Below are 22,217 nucleotides of genomic sequence, written 5' to 3'. Positions count from 1 at the left end.
CGACACGTCACGGCTTGTCGATCAGCTCGGTCAGCGTGGCGTCGCCCTGCGCGATGACCGGGCCGCCCGCGCCGGGACGGGGGACCACCATGATCCGGCGGCAGCCGTCGAGTTCGACGTACGTCTGCGGGTCGCCGCCCGCCACGGACCGCAGCAGCGCAAAGCGGCTGGCGTGTGCGCTGCACGGCTCGGCCGGTCCGGCAGCCTTGAGGGCGTGCTCGATCGCCGTCCGGCGGTCCGCCGGCAGCACCGTCCCGTGCACGAAGTTGCCGGTCCCCGGCTCACTGTTGGTCACCTCATAGACGCAGAGGCGAACCTGCTGGCCAGCGGGGAACGGCTCTGGCACGGCTCCCCGGCGGGGGGTCCGGTTCCCCGCCGTCTCCACCGACAGCACATCCTTCCACTTCTGGCTGCACCCGGCAGCGACGGCCTCAGCCGACTCAAGCTCGACAACCGGGCGGGTCGCCACAGTGGTCAACTGCAAGGCGGCGAGGGCCTCACTTACCTCGGGCCGCGGCTTTCCGCACACACCGACGGGAATCCTGGGCCGCATCCACCGGCCGTCGGCGTCGATGAGCGCCAGCCACGGCAGCACTGACGCCTCCGTGGTGCACATCACGGCATCGCTCGGGTCGTCCTGCAGGCGGAGCGCGGTGACGAGGGCGGCGACGTCATCGCTACGCCGTTCCGTCGCCACCAGGTCCTGACCCCCGTCAGCGCGTCGCTGCGGCTCTCGTCCGCAGATGACGACCGCGGTCGGGGTGAAATCACCGTCCAGGCGGGGCAGGGCGGCCACGTCGCCCGCCGTGGCCATCGGGCCGAGCCTGGCCATCTCCGGTGCCGCCTCGGCACACGAGGTCCAACGCCCTTCTCCGCCGGAGTCGTCCGCCGTCCGGTTTGGCGGGGCGTCCTTGCCGCCGGTGACCACCTGCATCCCCCCGGCACCCAGTGCAACGGCCATGGCCACCGCGAGCGCACTGCCGCCGATCAGGCGCTGCCGATGCCGGCGGACCCGCGCCGCCACCGCGCCAACCCGATCGGCCGGCGGCGTCAGTGGGGGGACCGCCTCGGTCAACAGGCGCTTGATGTCCTCATCTTCACGCGTCACTTCGTGACCTCCAGGTGGCAGAGATCTCAAGGTTCGGATCCGTCCGCAGGATCCGTAGGGCACGGGAGGCCTGCACCTTGACCGTGTTCTGCGAGCAGCCGAGCACGTCCGCCGTCCGCTGGACCGTCAGGTCCTCGACGTAGCGGAGCACCACGATCGCCCGCTGCTGCCGGCTCAGCCGGGCCAGAGCGCGGCGTACCGCGTCCCGGTTGGCGGACTCCCCGGCGATGTCGCCGTACGCCGACTTGTCCGGTGGCTGGCTTGGAATCTCGCTGCGCCAGCGACGCCGCCACCAGGACACGTACGTGGTGAACAGCGCCCTGCGCACGTACGCCTCGGGATGCCCGACGCTCGTGATCGCGGCCCACCGCCGCCAGACGTCCGCCAGGACCGTCTGTAACAGATCCTCAGCCCGCCCGGCGTCACCGGTAAGCAGCCAGGCCGACCGCAGCAGCGCATCGGAGCGCGCCGCCACGAACTCGGCGAACCCGTCCGGCGGTGCCACTTCCCGGGGTCGTTGCATGTGCACCTCCCACCCTGTGAACGCGCTGGAGGGACGGTGAGGTTAACGCCCGAGCAGATCAGATGCGCACCGTCGCACCACCGCTCCGCCGGGACTCGTAGATCCCCGAGATCCTTCGCGCGTCCGGGTGGTGGTTCCGTGGCGTGGCGGGCTCCGGCAGGCTCCCTGGCCCCGGGGGGCGACGGTCTGGATCGTGCCGCGTCGCGCACGTTCGGTACTCGCGAGGTTGGGCAGTGCCGCGCGATGGTGGGAGGCCGACACCGGCCGGACAGTGATCGTTGATCAAGGCCGTAACCTGGTGCCCCCGGCAGGATTCGAACCTGCGACACACGGTTTAGGAAACCGTTGCTCTATCCCCTGAGCTACGAGGGCGCGAGCGCCCAGTCTAGCGACCTGCGCGTCGACCCGGGGTGGCAGGGACTGGACCGCGTTGACCTGGATTGATCGGCTCCCGCGGGCAAGGCGATGACCACACGTCGACCACACGGATCACGTCGACGAACGGGACCCGTGGCCCGGGTTGGCGGGTGGTGAGACTGGTTGACCCGGGCCGGCACCTGCTGGAGAGCACACACCCCACACATCATCGAAAATCAGCGATCGCCGGGGTCGCCGAGCGTAGCCCAACGCCGGAGCCAACACTGCCGCCGATCACCTCCGTGCTGGCCGAGGCATTCGCGCAAGTCCCGGCCCCGCATCGGCGGCACCTGCTCATCCGCGGTGATTCGACGGCCGCCACCCACGTCGTGCTGGGCTGGCTGACCGCAGGACGCCAAGCGCAACCGACGCGTCCAGTACTCGATCGGCTGGTCGATCGGCGAGGCGGAATGCGCCGCCGCGCAGGTCACCGAACTGACCGGGCTACTGGCCTTGACCGGCTGGCGGCCCGACATGCGGATGATAGTCACCAACAGCACCGCGCCGCCTGTGTGCGCCGTCGCCGCCATGGCCTGCGACCTGATCGCTTGGCTCCAACTGCTCACCCTTGACGGCGATCTGGCCAAAGCCGAGCCGAAACGGCTGCGCTACCGCCTGCTGCACACCGCCGCCCGCCCGGCCCGAGGCCAACGCCGCCGCCAGCTATGCATTCCATCGACCTTGCCCTAGGTGTGCGTGAGAGGGAAATCGTTGACGGGCTGTGGGAGCGGCTCGCACCGTTAACCCCGGCTCGTACCCGCCGGTTCCGCTACCCCGGGCGGTTGGCTCGTGACGACCGGGCGGCCCTGGCGGGGATCTTGTTCGTGCTGCAGACCAGGATCCCGTGGCAGCAGCTGCCCACCTCGGCGTTCGGGGTGTCCGGGTCGACGTGCTGCGGCGGCTTGCCCGCTGGCAGGAACAGGGCGTGTGGCAGCGTCTGCACGAGGTGCTCCTGGCCGAACTACGTGCCGCCGTCGCCCTGGACCTGGCCTACGCGGTGGTCGACGCCTCCCACCTGCGCTCGCTCAAAGGGGGACCACGTCGGGCCGAGCCCGGTCGACCGCGGCCGGCCCGGCAGCAAACACCACCTGAATCACCGACACCGACGGCACACCCCTGGCGGTGACCCTGACCGGCGGGAACCGTAACGACGTCACCCAGCTCATCCCCTGATCGACGCCATCCCACCGATCCCTGGCCGACGCGGCCGGCCTGCCCGCAGGCCCCGCAGGATCTACGCCGACCGCGGCTACGACCACGACAAGTACCGCCACCGCGTCCACGCCCGAGGGATCACCCCAGTCATCGCCCGCCGCGCTCACTTATACGGCTCCGGCCTCGGCCAGCGCCGCTGGGTCGTCGAACGCAGCTTCGCCTGGCTACACGCCTTCAAACGACCCCGCACCCGCTACGGACGACGCGCCGACATCCACCAAGCCCTCCTCAACCTGGCCTGCGCAGCCATCTACCTCCGGAAACTCACAACTCAAACTGAAACGATCTCTTAGACCGAATCGCGGCGATCCCCACCCCGGCTGACCCAATTCAGCTCTGTCCCGACGACCGGAGGACCGAAGGAGACCCACGCCCACCGTCGCGACAGACGGCCCGCCACCATGCCCACGCTCGGCACGTGATCACCAGCGATCACAGACGAGGCCGAAGTGGCCGGCACCCGCCGTGGACGATCGAGGTTAACTGCCTCGTCCAACCTGCGTCGGCTGTCTGCAACGGCGTGGCTGGGTTAGCTTTCCTCACGCGAACACCCTGTCGGCCCCCTCGACTTGAGCATTCTTCTCGGTCGAGGCTGCGGCCGGCCCGGATGACAGGTCGTGCAGCAGGTCCGCCTGATGCGGGATACGGATCGACCCCAGCTCCTGAGGCTTGTCGAGCTCCTTCAGGATCTTGCCGGCGGCTGACGCGACAGCCCGGGCCAGGAGCGGCGGGACAGCGTTGCCGATTTGCTTGAGCATCTGCCACTCACTGCTATGGAAAACAAAGCCGTCATGGAAAGACTGAAGGCGCGCCGCCTCACGTACGGTGATCCATCGCTCATAGCGGGGGTGGACCCATTCGGAGAGGTCGCGATGCATCTGCGCAAGGATGGTATAGGCGGGGCGGTCGAGAGGAAGCCTACGCCATTTCTCTGGGCGCAGGCCGTTCCAGATCTCCTTAGGGAGGGTGTCGCCCTTGTCCCCGGGCTTGAGGTAGGCGATCAACTTCTGGCGCCGTTCCTGTATCTCCTTGGTGTGATGGTTGTGGAGGCGGGCTTTCTCGCCCCGGCCGGCCTTGGCCTTGCCCTCTGCGGTGTACCAGCGGCCGTCTCGGTCGATGCGCATCTCATCCAGAATGTCGTTTCGGAGGCGAGTTGCCGGGTATGGTAACGACTCGTAGTGAACCGCGGTCTTTTCCGGCAGATCACCCAGGGCATCCCACACCGTCTGGACGGGCTGCTGCTCCTCCTTCAGGGCATGCACAACGAAGTCCTTGACAGGCATACCGAGGCGTTGGCCATCTCTGACACCCACGAACATGGCTCTCTTGCGCAACTGGGGGACGCCGTAGTCAGAGGCTGCGACCACCTCGACGTCACTGTTGCTATAGCCGGCATCCGCAAATGCCTTTAGCACCTCTCGCTTGAATCGCCCCTTAGCAAGCAAGAGCATGTTCGGCACGTTTTCCATGACGAACACTTTCGGGCGCAGCGCAGTCAGGACCCGGATGTACTGCAGGTACAGCTCATTACGCGGGTCGTCGAGGATCCGAGTGCCAATCTGGCTGTACCCTTGACAAGGAGGCCCCCCAAAAAGAAGGTCCACCTCTTCTGGCTCGAAGGCAGGGAAACGCTCAGACTCAGCTACCCATGATTCGGATTCGGGGTTCATGAAATGGTGAACATCACCCTCGTAGAGCGGCACCTCGGGGAAGTTCGCGCGATAGGTCTGCGCCGCGTAACGATCAAGCTCGACCGCAGCTCTCACCTCGAAGCCAGCGAGGCGGACCCCCTCGCAGAAGCCTCCACACCCCGAGAACAGTGATACTGCTGAGTATCTAGCCACACGACGCTCCCCTAGTCGATCTCCCGGTAGAAGCTACCCCCTGCCGCCCACGACGTCACGGACCACCGGCGAATGTGACTCATAGTTCACACGGCGTGTCGGCCGCCGGCCCCGATGTGACTTATGTTCCGTGGTTCGATGGTCTACATACCGTTAGGTTCTGGGAGTGCCAAGACCCAAGCCGGCGACCTCACCCCTTCAGGTCGCATTTGGGCTGGCGGTCCGCCGAGCGCGGACCGAGCGGAAGATGTCGCAGGAGCAGCTTGCGGCCAGTTCCGGGCTCGACCGGACCTACGTCAGCGGTCTCGAACGCGGCAGGCGGAACCCTACGCTCACCACCCAGCAGCGCCTGGCTGCCGCGCTGGGGTTAAGCGTGGCCGAACTGATCGCAGCTGCGGAGGAGGTGCCCTAGTGCCTTTTCGTTTCAGCCAGGTAGCGGTCCAGGCACTCGACCCTGCAATGCGTTTGATCGAAGACCTTCGCAGCGCACCGGTACGGGGCAGGGATACGGAGTTCCGGCTGGCTCAGCAAAACATGCTGGCCTACACGTTCGACACGAGTGTGCCCGGGTGGGGGCCACCGGGGCTGAACGGGATGCCGTTCCTTGATGTGGCGAGACAACCTGTAGTCAACGCCAAAGAGGAGGGGCGTCTGCTGTACGGCCCTGACTTCGCAGTCAAGGGCAACGCCATCGCCAAGGTCACTGGCGACATCTACGAGGTGCTCACAACGGCGATCTTGTGGGAGACCGCAGCACACTGGAACACCTACATGTGCGGCGGAAGCTGGCCGACGTCGCCCCGGTACGGTAGGCCGTCCGTCGCGCCGAGCCCTCGACGGCAGGTAGCCGTGCTCAACCTGCCGAGGAAGTACGACTGGGTGCGCCTCTTGGTCAAGGAAGCGCAGCAGGAGATTGGCGATATTCGAGCCAAGCTCGCCGGGCGCAACCTAACGATGCCGACATCGACACCGGATATTGCCATCGTCGTCTTGCCTGACGAGGCCCGCGATGACGACACCTGGCGAACTCCCCTGAGAAACCTGGCGCACCCTGGTCAACGGGTACTTGCGCAGGCGCATCGCCGTGTTCAGGGCCGCATCGAGCCTGGCGAGATTATCTTGGCTATGGCTTTGAAAAGCAGCCTCCGCTCCGACCGCCTCTACCAGCCTCTCTATGAGGCGAACGTGATGCAGTTCCTCCTTGAAGGCCACCTCAACGCACCGCGCGTGGAATTCGAGGTGCACGCGCTCACGGCTGAAGGCACCGGAGCAGAGAAGATCTACCAGGCAGCGTCGATCCACTCGGCGGGCACAGACAAGGCCCACCGGGCGGTGCGTGAGCTGTACAAGCCCGCAAACGCTACCCAGATTGTGCAGCGTTTCCTCCAGTTCCTGAACGACCGGATGGCCCTGGTCCCCGACGTGGCCACGCCGTCGTCGCGACGTTCACCGCTGCCTTCGCAGCCTTCACTTTTCCGCTGAACGCTGCCCCAGCATGCCGACACGCCGCTGGCGGACCAGACTGGCAATCAGGTCCGCCGCGGCTTCGGCACTCTCGTGCTCCCATACCACCACAAGCTTCCATCCCGCCATGTCCAGCCTGCTGGCAGTCTCGCGGTCACGCTGCTGCGTGCGAGACAGCTTCGCTTCCCACCACTCAGCGTTCGACCTGGGCCGTGCCCCGTGCTCCGGGCAGGCGTGCCAAAAGCACCCGCGCACCTCTACCGCCACTTTTACCGGACGAAACACCACATCCACAGTCCGCCGGACCTCGGCGAGCGGTCGCTGATGTACCCGGTACCTGAGCCCGCGTCGGTGAAGGGCCTTCCTCAGAGCCATCTCGGGAGAAGTGTCACGGGAACGTTGCAGCTGCATAGCCCGGCGCCTCCCGGCCGACGACGCAGCTGGGGGCGGCCCAACAACAATCGGACCCTCGTCTTGTGCCGTCACAACACAGACCATACGACCGACCGCTGCTGCAGGCTGGGGCTGCAACCCACGCTACTACGCACCGCTGTTCCCTGGCCTCCTCTGCCCGACCTGCCTGCGGCGCAAACGCCTACGGTGGGTGGCGCCCGACGGATGAGAAGCCGGAACCGGTTGGCATGCTCACCCAGGCCCTCGATGGGGCTACGGGACGAAATCCCTACCGCGCTGAGGAAACCAACGGTGGAGCTGAGATCCGTGCGAGCGTCGACGGACTCGACCTCGACCCCCTGAGCCACCTGGAGACGCAGGCCGCGGGCAGCGTTCGGCGCTCGCCGCGACGCCCCAAACCTGGACGCCGTCGGCCTGGCCCGGCTGGGGAGGAACTTGTGTCGTTCGTGACGACGGCGCGCGCCGTGCAGGCGAACATCCAGCAGGCCGCCGAGCAGGAGGCGTCCGAGCTGGGCCACCTGACCGCGTCCGCCGACGAGTCCTGATGCTCATCTAATTGTGGTGGCGCGACAGGGCAGCCGTGCTGGCCATTGCGCCGCCGACGACACCACCGACAGCGGCTGATCAGGCTCACGGTCGACGAAACCTGACGCTTACGATCTTGCGCGCAACTACCAGGCTCGACCGAATCACCGCCATCACGCGGGAGCGACCCTTCTGGAAGAGATGATCAGGCATCATCATCAAACGCTCGTGGCGGCGCCGTAGAGGCTGTGCACGCCGAAGAGTGCCGGGAGGATCGGCCCAACGGTGGTGGTGGTTGCCCCCGGAACGCGTGCACCATCAACGGAAGCCCTCCATCGGTCAGCAAACAGACGGTGATCTGCGGCTCCACCCGCAGCTTTGACGTCCGGCAAGTCGCAGACGCCGATAGTCCGAGGGCCGGGCTAGCATCGCGGGCACTCCGTCGTCCGATGAGGAAGGGAGGGATGGTAGGTGGCAGCAGCGCTCAGTCATGCGCCGACCCAGCTTGGACTGACAGATTCCCCCTTTCGTCCAGCGGAACCGGCCGCGTGGGTCGCTCCGATGCTGACACTTGGCTCCCGCGCTGCACGCTATGCCGATGCTCATGCTGGACGACAACTCATCGTCGCGATCTCTGTTCCCCGCCGCGATTTTGCTGCTGTGCTCATAGGTTGCGGCTGGGTGATGGCTCGTCCGGCGCAACCGCTACGGCCTCCGATGGAGATCCTCCGGGAAACCGTCCCCGGGGCGTTGGTCCGCGTAGTGACCGAGCATAAGGTCATCGTCGACCGCTTCGTCGCGCTGAACGAGTCTACGACCCCGCCTCGTCTCCGCCTCGCCAACCTCTCGCAGTGGCAGCTTACGCACGTTCGTGAACTGCGCGTGCTCAACGGGTCGCAAGAGCCGGTCGCGACGGCGCGTCCACATGCCGGTGTCCTCGGTCGGATCGCGCACCTTCAGGAGACGTGGGGGTCACGGCTCGCAGCGCCAGCGGCGGACCTGGCGATCGTGGGCACCCTGACCTGGCTTCGCGAGGAACTCGGCGCCTTCCTCTGTGCCGAAGGCGAATATCCCGATCGGCCTCAGAAGCTCACCGACGACCTCGCCAAGGCCTCCGCGAGGCGCAAGCCCTACAAGGTCGACGTAGGTCACGGATCGCTGGCAGATGTGATCTTGCCGAAAGGCGCGAAAGTGTCGACCTGGTTCACCAGGCTCTACCCCGCCTCCCGGGTGGAAGATCAACTCCCGCTGCCCAAGGACCTGACAGCAGTGATACTCGACGGCAACAGCGCCATCAAGCATCTCGGCGAGCTTGAGGCGTCGGTTGTCATATGTATTCTCGACCGGTCAGTGGCCGACGAAACCGCCGCCGAGCTAATCGTGCAGCTTCGCAACACCCGTGGTGAGCCGGTCGCGATTCCAGAGGATCTCGGCTGGAGCCAACCGGTCGGGGTTGAGGTTCTGGCGTTTACGGTGGCGCTATGAGCCGGATCGCGGAGCTGAACCGCCGCTACGCCGCCGCGGCATCGGTTGCGCTCAATGGCGTCGAGGTCATCGCAGTCGGTGATCCGGCGGGAGCGCGACTTAACGCCGCAGTCCGCCGGCTATTGCTTGCGGTTCGCGACGATGGCCCCGGTCTGTGGGAGGACCTCCTGAGTGCGGCCAAGGCGCTCCGGTGGCGCCTGATTACGCAGCCGCAGCCGGCCAGGTACAACCCGGCGGTCGTCGAGATGTGTGAGCAGGTCCGTCGTCAGGTCAGCCGCCTTCGCGGTGCGGTGGCTGATGAGGCCTTGCTCGACGAACTGGCCACCGCTGCTCAGGCCGTCGGCGAAACAGTCCCTCCGCTCGGCGCCGTTCTCATTCGCTCTATCGAGGAGGCCGGCGGGTCAGAGTGCGTCGTCGTTGCGGCGAGCAAGCCAGCCCAAATGGCACTGGCCACATGGCTCCGCGATCTGGACACGTCGGTGCTGACCGCGGGCGAGTTGGAACGGGAGCAGCCGGACCGAAGCCAGGCGCTTGTCGTGGGGCCACCGCGGTTCTACCGGTCATCACTGGTGACAGCGCCTATCATGAGCGTGATCAAATTCTTCGTGCCCGCCTGGTTTGGCGACAGATCGATCCCGCGGTCACCGATCGCCGCCTATGCCGACGGCGCGATCTGTATCGGAGCCACAGTATCCATCTTGGGTGACACCAGCGGGCCCGTTGGCGAGGACGGCGCGGACGAGGTGGAAGAGGACTTCCTCCCGCAGCCGAGTTGGGGCGGCAGGAGATCGGCCGACCGGCTGCCCGGAGCCGACGAGGTCGCGGCACGCAAGGTGTTACTGAGTGGCAACCTCGCAATCTACCTTGACGACGGTGACCGCATTCGGGCGCTCGACCCGACGCAGCCGCCCGGCGAGCGCGTTGTCTACACGGAGGTCAACGCTGTCCGCCCGGGCACCTACCTACTGTTGCGCCAGGGAGAGACCGAGCGGGGCGCTCTCTATCGGACGGCGCTGGCGCTGTTGTCTGCCAAGGGTCCTGCCGTTGACGCAGCCCAGAAGGCATGGAAGGAAGCTCTCGCCCGCCGTTTGGAGTTGATTTCCTATCCGGAGGCGGTCAGGGAACTCCGGGCCCGTGGCGTCAGGACCGCAGACCGGGTGCGTGCCTGGACTGATCCTGCTTTGATACGCCCAAACCGCGACGAGGACTTTGATGCACTGCTGAGTTGGCTCGGCATCCCGATCCAGCCGACCTTCGGTCTGGCCACTATGCTGCGACGTGCCCACCATCAGGCCAGTGCCAACCTGCGCGATCAGCTGGAAAGAGCTGTGTCCGAAGCGGACCTTTCCGCGATGGAACGTGACGGTCACTGGAGACTAGACATCGGCAGGGAGGGTGTGCGGGGGCTGATTGCGACTCGAGTGCTGGCGATCTCCCCACACACGGAGATCGTGCTACGCCACGATGCGAGAGTGCCGTTCGAAGACCGGAGCGGGCAATGGCTCGAATGATGCCCGCCTACTGCCCCGAGGGCTCACCACCCGGGGAGCGTGCCCTCTACGCCGCGCTGCAGTCAGCTGACGGCACCAACGACTGGTTTGTGCTGCACTCGCTGGGCATCGCCGACCACGTCCGGCACGTTGAAGGTGAGGCCGACTTCGTCGTCATTGTGCCCGGCAGGGGTGTGCTGGTCGTTGAAGTGAAGTCGCACCACGTCATCAACCGTCTCCCGGATGGGCTCTGGAAGCTGGGCAGCGACGCTCCGACCGCTCGCGGGCCGTTCCAACAAGCAAGCGAGGCGATGTACAGCATCAGACGCTTCCTCACAAAGAGGGGCGTCGATCTGCGTTCGATCCCCATGCTCAGCGCCGTCTGGTTCACGCATGTGCGGGCACGCACGATGCTACCGCCGACGCCGGAGTGGCACGACTGGCAGGTGCTCGACTCTGAGGATCTACGTAACGGTGCCGCCTCAGCTGTGCTGCGTACCCTCGCTCAGGGGATGAAGCACCTCGACGACAAGATTCGGTACTTCTCGTATGGCGGCACCGGCCCGGATGCCGCGATGTCTGCGCGGATCGCCTCGCTGCTGAGGCCTCGCTTCGAGATTGCCAACGTTGCGGGCGACATACGCCGTGCCCGCCAAACCGAGCTCGTCACCTTCATCGAGGAGCAGTACCTCGCGCTAGACGCCATGGCCGACAACCCGGCAGTCCTTTTCGCGGGTCCGGCGGGCTCGGGCAAGACCCTGCTTGCCGTCGAGGCTGCCCAGCGTGAGGTCGCGCAAGGTCGCTCGGGCAGGCTGCTGTGCTTCAACAAGCTCCTCGGCCGGAAACTTTCCTACGACCTCGGTGGTGCTGCGGGGCTGACAGTCGGCACGTTGCATCAAGAGCTGCTGCGGATTTCGGGATCCAAGGTCCCGCCCGGCGCTGGGGCAGCGTTCTGGGAACGAGACCTTCCCGAATCCGCGCTGGAGGTCCTGCTTGACCGGCCAGATCTCGCGGGTGACTTCCTGATCGTTGACGAGATCCAGGACATGGTCAGGGATTCCTATCTCGATGTGTTGGATCTGATGGTCGCCGGCGGGCTAGCCGATGGTCGTATCCTCCTCTTCGGCGACTTCGAGCGCCAGGCAATATTTGAGTCCGGTGACGGCCGGGCGTCGCTTGGTGCTCGCATCCCGCGCCTCAGCTCCCATCGGCTGACCGCCAATTGTCGGAACCTGCCACGCATCGGCTACCAGGTGAACCTGTTCAGCAAACTGCGACCGGGGTACAGGCACTTCCGTCGGCAGGACGACGGCGTCGACCCGACCTTGGTGCCGTACACTGCGGGAGCCGACCAGTCGCCGCTGCTGGTGCAGGCGGTACGGGCATTGAGAGACGAGGGCTACGAGCTTAACGAGATCGTGGTACTCAGCCCGCTCCGAAATGGGTCCACAGCCCAGACAACGCCCAATTCCTGGCTCCGCCAGGTGCTGCATCCGGCCGATGGCCGGCACGGACGTCCAGGCCAGCTTCTGCATACCACCATCCAAGCCTTCAAAGGGCTTGAGGCGCCGGCTGTCGTGGTCACTGACCTGGACCACCGGCTCGTGCCGGGCTTCGAGTCGCTGATGTACGTCGGCATGACCAGGGCAACAGATCGCCTCTTCGCTCTGATCGAGACCGGGACCGCTCGGACCGTTGTGGGAGGAAATGCATGACCGGCTTGCAAGCGCGGAAAGTCATCGAGGATGCCGTGCGCCGGGAGTTGTTCGGGCCGCACCCCGGCGAGCCGCCGGTTGGCGTTCCCATTGACTGCTCGAGCGGAACGGTCCACTTCGAGTCGCTTGAAGCCAGCCGCGGCCAGTTCCACGAGGCCACGACGCTCCAGGAGATTCTGACTCAAGCCGATCCACTGCACCGCTATGGCATAGGCGTCCTCTACCCCGGTGCCTCGCAGCAGGCAACCACCGCGCCCAGCGCCACCAGCGAGGGCATCGGTGGTGATATGGACGTCACCTGGGTTTCGGGTCTGGGGGAAAGTGAGGACAATCCTGACGCTCCTCCGATCGAGGTCCCGGGCACGCTCCACCAAGACGTTGCCGACTCGGATGACTTCGACCTGACCGACGCCAACCGCTTCAAGCCCTCCGCTATGGCGATTTCCTTCAAGGTTCGCATTAGGACGGGCGGCTCACTCGAGCTGAACGTCACCGGCGCCTACTACGACCGGATCAGTGTCTACGTACCCGGGAGGACCAACCCGTGGACGTGGTGGCTGCGGCGGCCATTCGAGCTAACAGGATCGGCCCCAGATGCTGTCCTGCATTCAAGCACCAACAGGCTCTGGGAAGTTCCGATGGTTCCAGACGGCGCTGAGCCGCTGCGCGTCACGCCGACAGTACAGGTTTTCAGCCGCCCAGTTCCGGGCGAGTCGGACCCCGAGCTTCGCCTGGTCACCGTCGCCATGCAGAACCGGGCAGCCGGCACTGGGCCGACAAGTGCGCTCTTCCAGATGGGCCTCAGCGTACAAGCGGCAGCGGGCCTAACAATCGAGGCTTATCCCGAGGTCGGACTCCCCGGTCTGGACGAGGAGGAGCAGTCGATCGACTTGCTCTACAGGAACAAACGTACATTCGCCATCGGCCATGGCTGTGCCGCCGGCTGGGGAGGTGGCGAGGGGAGCGATGTTGCCCAATGGGTGCGAGCCGACCCGCTCCCTGCGTATGAGGTCGTCAGCCTAACGCCCGACATCTATTTGACCGACGAGTCGGGCAAGCGTGTCCGGGTCAGCGTGAGCATGGCCGAACTCGCCATGGGCAGCGCGGATGGGCGAAGCCAGGTCGAGACTTTGCTCACTCTGTACGGCGATTGGATCAGCCGCCAGGAGGCGGAGATTCCAGGCATGTTGCCGCGTTTTCATGATGCCGCGCGGCGGCATGTGCGCTTGTGCAGGGAAGCGCTCGGGCGCATGCGTACTGGCTGGGAGCTTGTCGGTTCCAACCCGATCGCCGAACGGGCATTCCGGCTGGCTAACGAGGCGATGCTCTTTCAGCAGGTGCGTTCCCGGCTACCGCTGCGCGAGGTTGAGCGCGGACGCGACGACATCCTCCGGCCATCGGGGCCGCACCCGGAAGCAACGCCACAGGCAGGACAGGGCAACTGGCGTCCCTTCCAGATCGCGTTCATCCTCGCGAGCCTGCCGGAGCTGGTGGAACCCACTCGCGGCAGCCGGTCGCTCGTCGATCTGATCTTCTTCCCGACCGGTGGCGGCAAGACCGAGGCATACCTGGGAGCATCCGCGATAAGCCTGCTCGCGCGTCGCCTGCGTAATCCGCATGACGCTGGCACCGACACCCTCATGCGGTACACGTTGCGCCTGCTTACTGCCCAGCAGTTCCTGCGTGCGGCCTCGCTGATCTGCGTTCTCGAGGACATCCGCTCCAAGAACCAGGCAGAACTCGGCCAGTCACCGTTCGGCATCGGTATTTGGCTCGGCGGTACGTCGACGCCCAACACTTGGAACCAGGCTGTCGAGAGCCTGCGCCGCATGCGGCGTGGAGTTAACGAGCAGAACATGTTCCTCCTCCTGCGGTGCCCATGGTGTGGGACGCAGATGGGCATGAAACCCCGAGGCCGCGCTGGCCAGGACGTCATCGGCTACGACCAGGTTGGCTCGAAGGTCGTCCTGCGCTGCGTCGACCGGTCTTGCAGGTTCTCGGGACGCACCGGACTGCCCGTCCACGTCGTCGATGAGGACATCTACGAGGTGAGGCCGTCGATCGTAATCGGCACGGTTGACAAGTTCGCCATGATGGCTTGGCGCCCGATGGCCCGCCGGCTGTTTGGCCTGGGTGACGACGGCAACCGCGAGGTCTCGCCGCCAGGGCTGATCATCCAGGACGAGCTTCACCTTATCGCGGGGCCGCTGGGTTCGATGGTGGGCCTGTATGAACCCGTCATCGACGACCTCTGCACAGACAGGCGAAGCGAGACGCCAGTACCGCCGAAGATCATCGCGTCGACGGCGACGACCCGCCGCTACGAGGACCAAATCAGAGGACTCTTCGGACGTCACCAGGTGGCGCTTTTCCCGCCCCACGGCCTGGAAGAAGGGCACTCTTTCTTCGCCGAGCCGGCCACCTTGCCGGATGGCAGTCCAGAGCCCGGGCGGCGGTATCTCGGCGTCATGAGCGCGTCACTAGGATCGACCCAGACCGTCCAGGTGCGCGTAACGGCAGCCACATTGCAGGCGGCGACCCTCATCCCAGAGGCCGACCGCGACGGCTACTGGACCAACCTAAACTTCCTGAACAGCCTTCGAGAACTCGGCAACACGGTCTCACTCCTCCAGTCCGACGTTCCTGACTACCTGACCGCACTTCGTAGGCGCGACGGCATTAGTCCGCGCTGGCCGAGCGTCACGATGGAGCTCACATCACGCCGCCGCAGCGATGAGATCCCGAAGGCCATCCAGCAGCTGGAGACGAAGATCGACCAGCAGGGCTGCGTCGACATCTGCCTGGCCTCGAATATCATCGAGGTCGGGGTCGACATCGACCGGCTCGGTCTCATGACGATTGTCGGCCAGCCGAAGACGACAGCGCAGTACATCCAGGTCAGCGGTCGAGTGGGTCGTCGCGCCGACGTGAGCCCCGGCCTTGTCATCACGATTTACGGGGCGGCCAAGCCACGGGACCGCAGTCACTACGAGCGATTCCGCACCTACCACCAGCAGCTCTACGCGCAGGTTGAGCCCACCTCAGTGACCCCCTTCGCCGCACCCGTCCTGCGCCGCGCCCTGCACGCCGCCACGATCGCGCACATCAGGCAAGTAACCGCTGGCATCGGACCGCACCCGTTCCCGCGGGCGGCCTATGAGCAGGCCATCGAGCTGTTGCGCGAGCGGGCACAGGTCGTGGATCCAGATGAGGTGAAGGTACTGGAGCGGATGGCCCGGCAGCGGGCACGCGAGTGGTCCATGTGGGAGCGCACCGAGTGGGAGGCAAACGCCATTGGCGCGCAGAGCGATCCCAAGCAAGGGCTGATGCGCTACGCCGGCACGCTGCCCGACTTGGGCAGCAAGGCAACGATCTGGGACGTGCCGACGAGCATGCGCAACGTCGACGCGGAATGCCGGCTGAGGATCTCGACGGCCTACGCCCAGGCAGACGCCGGAAACGAGGAGGCACCGTGAGCAGCGGGAGCATGAGACGGGCGCAGCTCGTGACTCCGTTCGGCGTCGGCGCAATGAGCGTCCTTGTCAACGGCACATCGGTTATCACCGCCGGGCTCGACCACTGGTATGACGTCGATGACGTGAGCAACCTAGCGCTCGAGGAGTACCAGGAGCACGACTGGCGCCTGGAAGCCCGGCTAAGGGTCTCCGAGTTCCGGCTGCCGCCCGACTGGCGCCCCCGGGCCACTGGCAACGACACACGCAACGTCAGGCTGGCCGTCCCAGTGCTGCGCTTCCCCCGCTGGTCCTTCTGCATGTACTGCAAGCGCCTCAAACTCAGCACGCTCAGCATGCAACAGCAAGAGCAGTGTCCCGATCGCGAACACGGCGAGCGGCAGTACAAGCCGCGTATGTCTCAGGTGCCGTTCGTAGCGATCTGCCGCAACGGCCACATCGATGATTTCCCGTTCGAGAAGTGGGTTCATCGGTCCAACAACCCCCAATGCGCAGGGCTGCTCAGGCTGGTATCGCGTGGCGGTAGTGGACTGGAAGGCCAGGTGGTCACGTGCGGCTACGACGCGAGGGGCAACCGTGACGAGCGCCTGGGTTGTGGGGCGGAGCGTTCTCTTCAGAACATCACGGCCACGCTGCCCGGTTCCGTTGGTGAGGAGCACACCTGGCTCACGGACCGGCTAGCCGGTCCCGCGGATCCCTACTACTGCACCGGAGCGCGCCCGTGGCTGCATCGGCTTGAGGGTACGTGCGACCTACCTGTGCGGGCTGCCCTGCGTGCTGCGGGCAACGTCTACTTCCCGAAGGTGGAGTCCTCGATCTACCTGCCGCGCCAAGAGGGCGCCGTCAGTGCTCAGATGCATGAGCTGATGCGCCACCCGGCGGTGAGCACCACCATGCGGACCCTGCATAGCATCTTCGGGGCAGATCTCGATGTTGGCCTCCTGCGCAAGCAGCTCCTGCAGAATGTCCCGCCGGAACTGTTCAGGCCGATCGCGGACGACGAGCTCATGGCTGGCTACCGCGACTTCTTCGGTATCGGCGCCGAGCAGCCACAGCCCGCCGGGGACAGCGACGAGGAGCTGCTGACGGGTGACGAGGAATGGCGCTACCCCGAGTTCGAACAGATTCGCGAGACTCCCAAGGACGACTATCTGACAGCGACCGATCCAGGAATGCACGCGGATTTGGAGCCGTCCCTGGAGCGGGTGCGTTCGGTTGACGTCCTGCGTGAAACGAGAGCGTTGCGCGGCTTTACACGGGTCTATGACGAAGTACTACGACTCAGCGTGGGCAAGGCGTTGCTGCGGCGCACACCGCTTCACCCAGACCAGGACTGGCTGCCCGCATACGTCGTCAAAGGCGAGGGGATCTACTTTGAGCTTGAACCCGGGCGCCTAGCAGCGTGGGAGGCCCGTGCGGAGGTGCAACGGCGGGCCGACAAGATCGCTGCCAACTATAGCTTGGCCGCTCACCAGCGAAGCTTGCAAGCCCGCCCGCTCACCCCGCGTTTCGTGCTCCTACACACGCTCGGTCACCTGCTGATCAACGAGTTGGTTTTCACGTGTGGTTACAGCTCGGCATCCCTGCGCGAGCGCCTCTACGTGTCGGCGACCCTCGGTCGCGAGATGGCGGGCCTGCTCATCTACACGGCGGCCGGTGACTCCGAAGGCACCATGGGCGGCCTGGTGCGCATGGCGAGGCCGGACAACCTGCGCTCGGTCTTCGCTGCAGCCATCAGCGGCGCGCGTTGGTGCTCCACCGACCCGGTCTGTATGGACATCGGCGAGAAAGGCCAAGGCCCCGACTCCTGCAACCTGGCCGCATGCCACGGGTGCGCACTGCTGCCCGAGACGAGCTGTGAGGAGTTCAATCGATTCCTCGACCGCGGTCTTGTGATCGGGACCTTCAACGACCCCGAGCTAGGGTACTTCTCGCAGGTGGACCTCTGACGGCAGCCTGGCTAGGGTGTGTCCTGCCGATCATGGAAGTCAGATGACAGTGGCGATGAGTGGAGGCTCGCCCGGTAGGGCGATGCGCGTTTTGCATAGCGGGTGGCGAGGTCACGCCACTGATTGAGTCGGTTAAGCAACGTTCGGCGACGTTGCGCTTCTTGTAGACGCCCGGTCAAACGCCGATGGTCGCCCGCCGCTACTGCCCTTGTGGCGGCACAGCGGGAGTAGCACCGATAGGTGACAGTTCAGTCACGCGGCCTGACTGGCCGGCGGGGTCATGATGGTCTCCTACTCGATAGGGGCCAACCGGGACAGAGAGTGCTGTCGTCGCCAGCGGTGGTAGGTTCGTTCGATCCACGTCACAATCGCGGTCCTCATTCGCTGTCGGGGTGGTCCAGTTACGCGGTCGAGGACGTTGTTCTGCAGCAGGCCGAAGAACGATTCCATGGCGGCGTTGTCGCCCGCGGCGCCGACTCTGCCCATCGAGCCGATCATGTGGTGCTGTTGCAGGGCGCGGACGAGCTTCCGGCTGTGAAACTGCGACCCGCGGTCGGCCACTGCAGCCCCCTCCGGCCCGTTTCCCGGCTCGCCGGCCACCCGTCGACGGCGAGATAGTCAACCCCTCCTGGGAGTCGTGAAGTTCGCCTTCGACGTCTGGTGGCGTCTGTTCCCTACGTCGGGCCGCTGTAGAGCGGCATGGCGTCCGGCTTGGACGTTGCTGTCGTGGTGGGCGTTGCGGCGCATCGGGTGCAGGGTTGGGCCGTCGGGCAGGGTGATCGCCGGTCGGGGTGTGTAGCCGTGGAGGGCGAGCAGGGGCTCGCCGCCGGGGAGTGTGGTGGTCCAGGACGGTAGGTCGATGCGGTCGAGGCGGCTGCGGTGGTGGGTGAGCAGCGCGGTGCCGAGGCCGGTCTTCTGCGCGCGCGGGTGGACGGCGAGGAAGGCGAGGTGGTAGTGCGGTTCGGTGGGTTGTTTCAGGGTCAGCAGGCTGTCCAGCAGGTCGAATCGGCTGGCGTGGCCTGCGGCGGCATCGGTGAGTCGGATGCGGTATTGCGCCGGTGGTGGGATGGGCCGGTAGCGGTGAAAGCCGACGATGGTGGCGGTGTGGTCGTCGGTGAGGTGGATGTCGCCGAAGAACATGGCGTGTTCCACCCAGATCGCTACGACGTCGGTGAGGACCTGGCGGCGCCGTGGTGGATCGGGTACTAGCCAGGCGGCGAGCGGGCTGGGGTGGAGGGCGTCGGCGATCAGCGCGGCGACGGGGTTCTTGTCTGCCCAGCGGGCGGCACGAATACGAGCGGTGGTGTCCATGGCGGTTGGCGTCCGTGTTGGGTGGGTTAGCGGTAGGCGGCGGTGGCGAGGTCACCGACGGCGGCGTCGACAGCGGCGATGATGTCGCGCACCGTCTGGTGGTGCTGGCCGGCGATCGTGGTCAAGCGTGTGGTGAGGGCGGTGGTGTCGTCGTCGAGGTAGAGGTGTTCGGTGAGGCCGAGGGTGGCGACGAGTCCGGCGAGGGCGGCGGTGTGGTGGTCGGGTTGCTCGCGGCCGTGCGCGAGGTAGCGCAGGCGGGCTCGGGCAATGACCGGCCATTTGGTGTCGGTGGGCAGGTAGGTGTCGGTGCGGGCGAGCCCGGCGAGGCGGCGGCGGGTGTGTTGGCGGAGGATGCCGGCGGCGACGAGTCCGGCGCGGGTGCGCTCGTACAGGTCCGCCGAGAACGTACGCAGGAATGCCTTCACCGGTGGTGGGGTGCGGCCGTGGCGGATGGCGGTGATGGCGGTGTCGGCGATCAGGTCGCCGACCGGTTGGTCGGTGTGCAGGCGTAGCCAGCGTTCGCCGGCGGGGCGGTTGCCGGTCGGGTCGAGGGTGATCCGGCCGGCGAGGAACAGGTCAATCAGGACCGCGCCGGCCAGCCCGAGCGCCAGTGCCTGCCGGTGGATGTGGGGGTGGCCGGTGTCGTCGTCGTGGCCGAGCAGGAACAACTCGTCCCGCAGCGGCAGTCGAGGAACGCTCATCGCGCCACTCCCCCACCCATCTTGCTGGCGAGGTGCCGCAGCCGGGCGTGCACGCCCCTGTAAGCGGCTGCGGGCCCGGGGAGCAGCGTCTTGTCGACCGCGGCCAGGATCGTGTAGTTGGGGTCGCACACGTTGCCGATCGGCGCCCGCCCCGCCTGCGACACCAGCTGGTAGGCGTCCAGGGTCTCTAGGCCGGTCAGGGACTCGACCCAGCCGACGAGGTCGTGGTGGGCGATGCGGTAGGCGTCCTCGAGAGGGCGGGCGCAGCCGATCGACATGATTGCCGTGTCGGTTTCCAGGCGCGGCCACGCCGTCGGCACGCCCTTGATGACTTCGATGGTGAGGGTTGTGGTGGTCGCGATTTCGACGCCGACGCCGCAGGCTTCGCCGTCGCCTTGGCGGGCGTGGCCGTCGCCGAGGGCGAGCATCGCCCCGTGCACGTTCACCCCGAGGTACAGGGTGGTGCCGGCCCGGAGTTGCGGGGTGTCGAGGTTCCCGCCGTGGGTGTCCGGGACGATCGTGGAGCGGGCCTCCATCCCGCCGGGGGCGACCCCGATCGTGCCGATCATGGGCTCCAGCGGCAGGTCGACGCTGTGGGCGGTTTCGGTGGCCTGGAACCGCACAACCCCGGCCTGCCGGTCGATGTCGTACACCCACACCCGCTCCTCCAGCGGCGGCTGCAACGTGGCGGTGTGGGAGGTGGAGGTGAGGGCGCCGAAGTGCGGGAACGTCGACGACACACCCCAGTCGCGGGCGGGCGTGATCGAGGCGAGGTGGATGGCGAGGGTGTCGCCGGGCTCTGCGTCCTCGACGAAGAACGGCCCCGACACGGGGTTGAGGTAGGGCATGCGGCACACCTGCGACGGCAGATCCGCCGGCCCCCGCACGAGCCCGCCGAAACAGTCCTCGGTGAAGACCTCGAGCACGTCGCCGGAGCGAATGTGCGCGACGGGCATTCGTCCGCCGAAGGTGTAGGCGAACTCGTCCCGCGCCGGACGGTAGGTGACCTTCCCCATGGCGGTCACACCCTCTCCACGTCACGCCGCTGCTGCGGCTGTACCGGCGCGAGCCCGGACAGCACTGGCCGGCGTCCCGACAGGTACAGGCCGGCGAGGACCACCAGGCCGAGGGCGAGCCAGGCCAGGCCCAAGCGCTGGGCGGCGATGTTCGCGTTGACCACCACATAGGCCAAGATCACGAAGCCGAAGGTCGGCATCACCAGGTGCGCCCACCAGTTGCGGCTGCGACCGCGGATGAGGTGGTGCACGACCACGGACACGTGCAGGACGAGGAAGGCGACCATCGCCCCGAAGTTGATCAGCGACGACAACAGCGTGATCCCATCGGACCGGGTGGCCATGTACAGGCCGAGGACAAGGGACACGACACCGGTGAGCAGGGTCGCGTTGATCGGCACGCTCCGGCGAATCGACACTCTCGCCAGGAACGCGGGTAGCTGCCGGTCGCGGGCCATCGCATACAACAGGCGGGAGGTGGCGACCTGCGCGACCATCGAGTTCGGCAACCCCCACGCGACCGCCGTCGCCACCGCACACAGAGTCGCCAACCAACTTCCCCCGGCCACCTGGGCGGCGTCGTAGAAGGCGGTGCCGTTCGCGTCGCCATCGGCGAGCAGCAACGCCGGGTTGGGGACGAGCATCGCGGACAGCCACGTCTGCCCGATGAACAACACCCCCGCCAGCACGAGGACAGCGGCCATTGCCCGGCCGATCTGCCGGGCACCGCCCTTGGCCTCCTCGGCCAGCATGCTGATCCCGTCGAACCCCAGGAAGCTGAGCACGGCGATCGACACCGCGCCCGCCACCACCGACCACGTGAACGTGTCCGGGTTGTAGAACGCCTCCCAGCTCAACCGGCCCTTCCCGGAGGCGACCGCCCAGCCAGCGACGGCGACGAAGACCGCCAGAACGAGCAACTCGCCGACCAGCATCACCCGAGTCACCACCGCGGTCATCCGGATCCCCACCGAGTTCACGATGGTGTTGACCGCGACGAAGCCCAGCAGCCACGCCCACACCGGCACCGCGGGCACGGTCGCGTGCATCGCCACCGACGCCACCAGATACAACAACCCCGGCACGAGCACGTAATCGAGCAGGATCACCCAACCGGCGAGGAACCCGACCGGTGCGCTGATCCCGCGGCCGGCGTAGTTGTAGACGCTGCCCGACATAGGGAACGCCTTCACCATCTGCGCGTACGAGAACGCCGTGAACACCAGCGCCACCACGCCGATCGCGTACGCCAGGGCCACCATGCCGCCGGAGCCGGCGTAGACGCTGCCGAAGATCGCCATCGGCGCAATCGGCACCATGTACACCAGCCCGTAGGCCAGCAGGTCCCGGAATCGCAGCTTCCGGGCCAGCTCCTGTCGATAGCCATAGCGGGCTAATTCGTTCTGCTCGTACATCTAGAAACCTCCAATTCAGGGCAAGCCAGGCGCGGATTGGCGATACCGGAAGCACGTCTCGGATCTTTAAGAGGCGTTAGTAGGGACTAACTTCGACTGACCTGGCCGCCCGGCCTGCCTCGGGCAGTCAGGCTGGGCATTGACGATTGCGT

General features: G+C 66.4%; 15 protein-coding genes, 1 tRNA gene and 4 pseudogenes. 9 read left to right on the top strand and 11 right to left on the bottom strand.

The window, feature by feature from the left end; all coding sequences use genetic code 11:
- Window positions 1-7: 7 nt before the first annotated feature.
- From D7I43_RS06345 to D7I43_RS06335, 3 genes are all read right to left on the bottom strand, one after another.
- Window positions 8-1,108, bottom strand: a complete 1,101-nt coding sequence (locus tag D7I43_RS06345) for a hypothetical protein (RefSeq protein ID WP_120327459.1) — start codon at window positions 1,106-1,108, stop codon at window positions 8-10.
- Window positions 1,098-1,631 (bottom strand): SigE family RNA polymerase sigma factor, encoded by a 534-nt coding sequence (locus tag D7I43_RS06340; RefSeq protein ID WP_120327458.1) that lies wholly within the window; start codon window positions 1,629-1,631, stop codon window positions 1,098-1,100. Before D7I43_RS06340 ends, D7I43_RS06345 begins: the two co-directional genes overlap by 11 nt.
- 296 nt (window positions 1,632-1,927) lie before the next feature.
- Window positions 1,928-2,003: transfer RNA gene (locus tag D7I43_RS06335), tRNA-Arg, on the bottom strand.
- 253 nt (window positions 2,004-2,256) lie between these two features.
- Here D7I43_RS06335 and D7I43_RS06330 point away from each other — a divergent pair.
- Both D7I43_RS06330 and D7I43_RS06325 read left to right on the top strand, forming a co-directional pair.
- Window positions 2,257-2,738, top strand: a pseudogene (locus tag D7I43_RS06330) (IS1380 family transposase); the annotation flags it as partial.
- Window positions 2,714-3,556, top strand: a pseudogene (locus D7I43_RS06325) (IS5 family transposase). The pseudogenes D7I43_RS06330 and D7I43_RS06325, both read left to right, overlap by 25 nt.
- 246 nt (window positions 3,557-3,802) lie before the next feature.
- On the opposite strand, the gene D7I43_RS06320 reads toward D7I43_RS06325, so the two are convergent.
- The gene (locus D7I43_RS06320; RefSeq protein ID WP_120327457.1) at window positions 3,803-5,107 is read right to left on the bottom strand and encodes a DNA cytosine methyltransferase; all 1,305 of its coding nucleotides are present in this window, start codon (window positions 5,105-5,107) and stop codon (window positions 3,803-3,805) included.
- A gap of 166 nt (window positions 5,108-5,273) precedes the next feature.
- On the opposite strand from D7I43_RS06320, the gene D7I43_RS06315 reads away from it, so the two are divergent.
- Window positions 5,274-5,519 (top strand): helix-turn-helix domain-containing protein, encoded by a 246-nt coding sequence (locus D7I43_RS06315; RefSeq protein WP_275670816.1) that lies wholly within the window; start codon window positions 5,274-5,276, stop codon window positions 5,517-5,519.
- Complete coding sequence (locus tag D7I43_RS06310) at window positions 5,519-6,589, top strand: Cfr10I/Bse634I family restriction endonuclease (RefSeq protein ID WP_120327455.1); 1,071 nt, start codon at window positions 5,519-5,521, stop codon at window positions 6,587-6,589. Before D7I43_RS06315 ends, D7I43_RS06310 begins: the two co-directional genes overlap by 1 nt.
- Here D7I43_RS06310 and D7I43_RS06305 read toward each other — a convergent pair.
- Window positions 6,575-7,069, bottom strand: coding sequence for a very short patch repair endonuclease (locus D7I43_RS06305; protein ID WP_120327454.1), 495 nt, complete (start codon window positions 7,067-7,069; stop codon window positions 6,575-6,577). The genes D7I43_RS06310 and D7I43_RS06305 overlap by 15 nt on opposite strands.
- A gap of 912 nt (window positions 7,070-7,981) precedes the next feature.
- Here D7I43_RS06305 and D7I43_RS33210 point away from each other — a divergent pair.
- From D7I43_RS33210 to drmB, 5 genes are read left to right on the top strand one after another with little or no spacing between them, the layout of a single operon-like run.
- Window positions 7,982-8,995 carry a hypothetical protein gene (locus tag D7I43_RS33210; protein ID WP_204985164.1) on the top strand — a complete coding sequence of 338 codons (1,014 nt, stop codon included), beginning with the start codon at window positions 7,982-7,984 and terminating at the stop codon, window positions 8,993-8,995.
- Entirely contained in the window at window positions 8,992-10,506 is a 1,515-nt protein-coding gene (locus D7I43_RS06295; RefSeq protein ID WP_120327453.1) for a hypothetical protein, read from the top strand. The genes D7I43_RS33210 and D7I43_RS06295 overlap by 4 nt, the downstream gene beginning before the upstream one ends.
- Window positions 10,494-12,200 (top strand): nuclease-related domain-containing DEAD/DEAH box helicase, encoded by a 1,707-nt coding sequence (locus D7I43_RS06290; protein ID WP_204985163.1) that lies wholly within the window; start codon window positions 10,494-10,496, stop codon window positions 12,198-12,200. Before D7I43_RS06295 ends, D7I43_RS06290 begins: the two co-directional genes overlap by 13 nt.
- Entirely contained in the window at window positions 12,197-15,676 is a 3,480-nt protein-coding gene (locus tag D7I43_RS06285; RefSeq protein ID WP_120327451.1) for a helicase-related protein, read from the top strand. Before D7I43_RS06290 ends, D7I43_RS06285 begins: the two co-directional genes overlap by 4 nt.
- Entirely contained in the window at window positions 15,673-17,622 is a 1,950-nt protein-coding gene (drmB, locus tag D7I43_RS06280) for a DUF1998 domain-containing protein (RefSeq protein WP_204985162.1), read from the top strand. The genes D7I43_RS06285 and drmB overlap by 4 nt, the downstream gene beginning before the upstream one ends.
- A gap of 11 nt (window positions 17,623-17,633) precedes the next feature.
- Here drmB and D7I43_RS33000 read toward each other — a convergent pair.
- The 6 genes and pseudogenes from D7I43_RS33000 to D7I43_RS06250 all read right to left on the bottom strand — a co-directional run.
- Window positions 17,634-17,832 (bottom strand): annotated as a pseudogene (locus D7I43_RS33000) (IS5 family transposase); the annotation flags it as partial.
- Window positions 17,833-17,913: 81 nt separating this feature from the next.
- Window positions 17,914-18,198, bottom strand: a pseudogene (locus D7I43_RS33490) (IS3 family transposase); the annotation flags it as partial.
- Window positions 18,199-18,240: 42 nt separating this feature from the next.
- Window positions 18,241-18,933 (bottom strand): GNAT family N-acetyltransferase, encoded by a 693-nt coding sequence (locus D7I43_RS06265; protein WP_120327450.1) that lies wholly within the window; start codon window positions 18,931-18,933, stop codon window positions 18,241-18,243.
- Window positions 18,934-18,959: 26 nt separating this feature from the next.
- Window positions 18,960-19,634 carry a GOLPH3/VPS74 family protein gene (locus tag D7I43_RS06260; RefSeq protein WP_120327449.1) on the bottom strand — a complete coding sequence of 225 codons (675 nt, stop codon included), beginning with the start codon at window positions 19,632-19,634 and terminating at the stop codon, window positions 18,960-18,962.
- Window positions 19,631-20,650, bottom strand: a complete 1,020-nt coding sequence (locus D7I43_RS06255; RefSeq protein WP_420870186.1) for an acetamidase/formamidase family protein — start codon at window positions 20,648-20,650, stop codon at window positions 19,631-19,633. The genes D7I43_RS06260 and D7I43_RS06255 overlap by 4 nt, the downstream gene beginning before the upstream one ends.
- 5 nt (window positions 20,651-20,655) lie before the next feature.
- On the bottom strand, window positions 20,656-22,065 hold the full coding sequence (locus D7I43_RS06250) for an APC family permease (RefSeq protein WP_120327447.1): 1,410 nt from the start codon (window positions 22,063-22,065) through the stop codon (window positions 20,656-20,658).
- Window positions 22,066-22,217 lie beyond the last annotated feature (152 nt).

The sequence above is a fragment of the Micromonospora globbae genome (assembly GCF_003610785.1).
GTDB classification, from domain to species: Bacteria; Actinomycetota; Actinomycetes; order Mycobacteriales; family Micromonosporaceae; genus Micromonospora; species Micromonospora globbae.
Note: the sequence above shows the minus strand (reverse complement) of the source record. Positions and strands in the feature narration are given on the sequence as shown.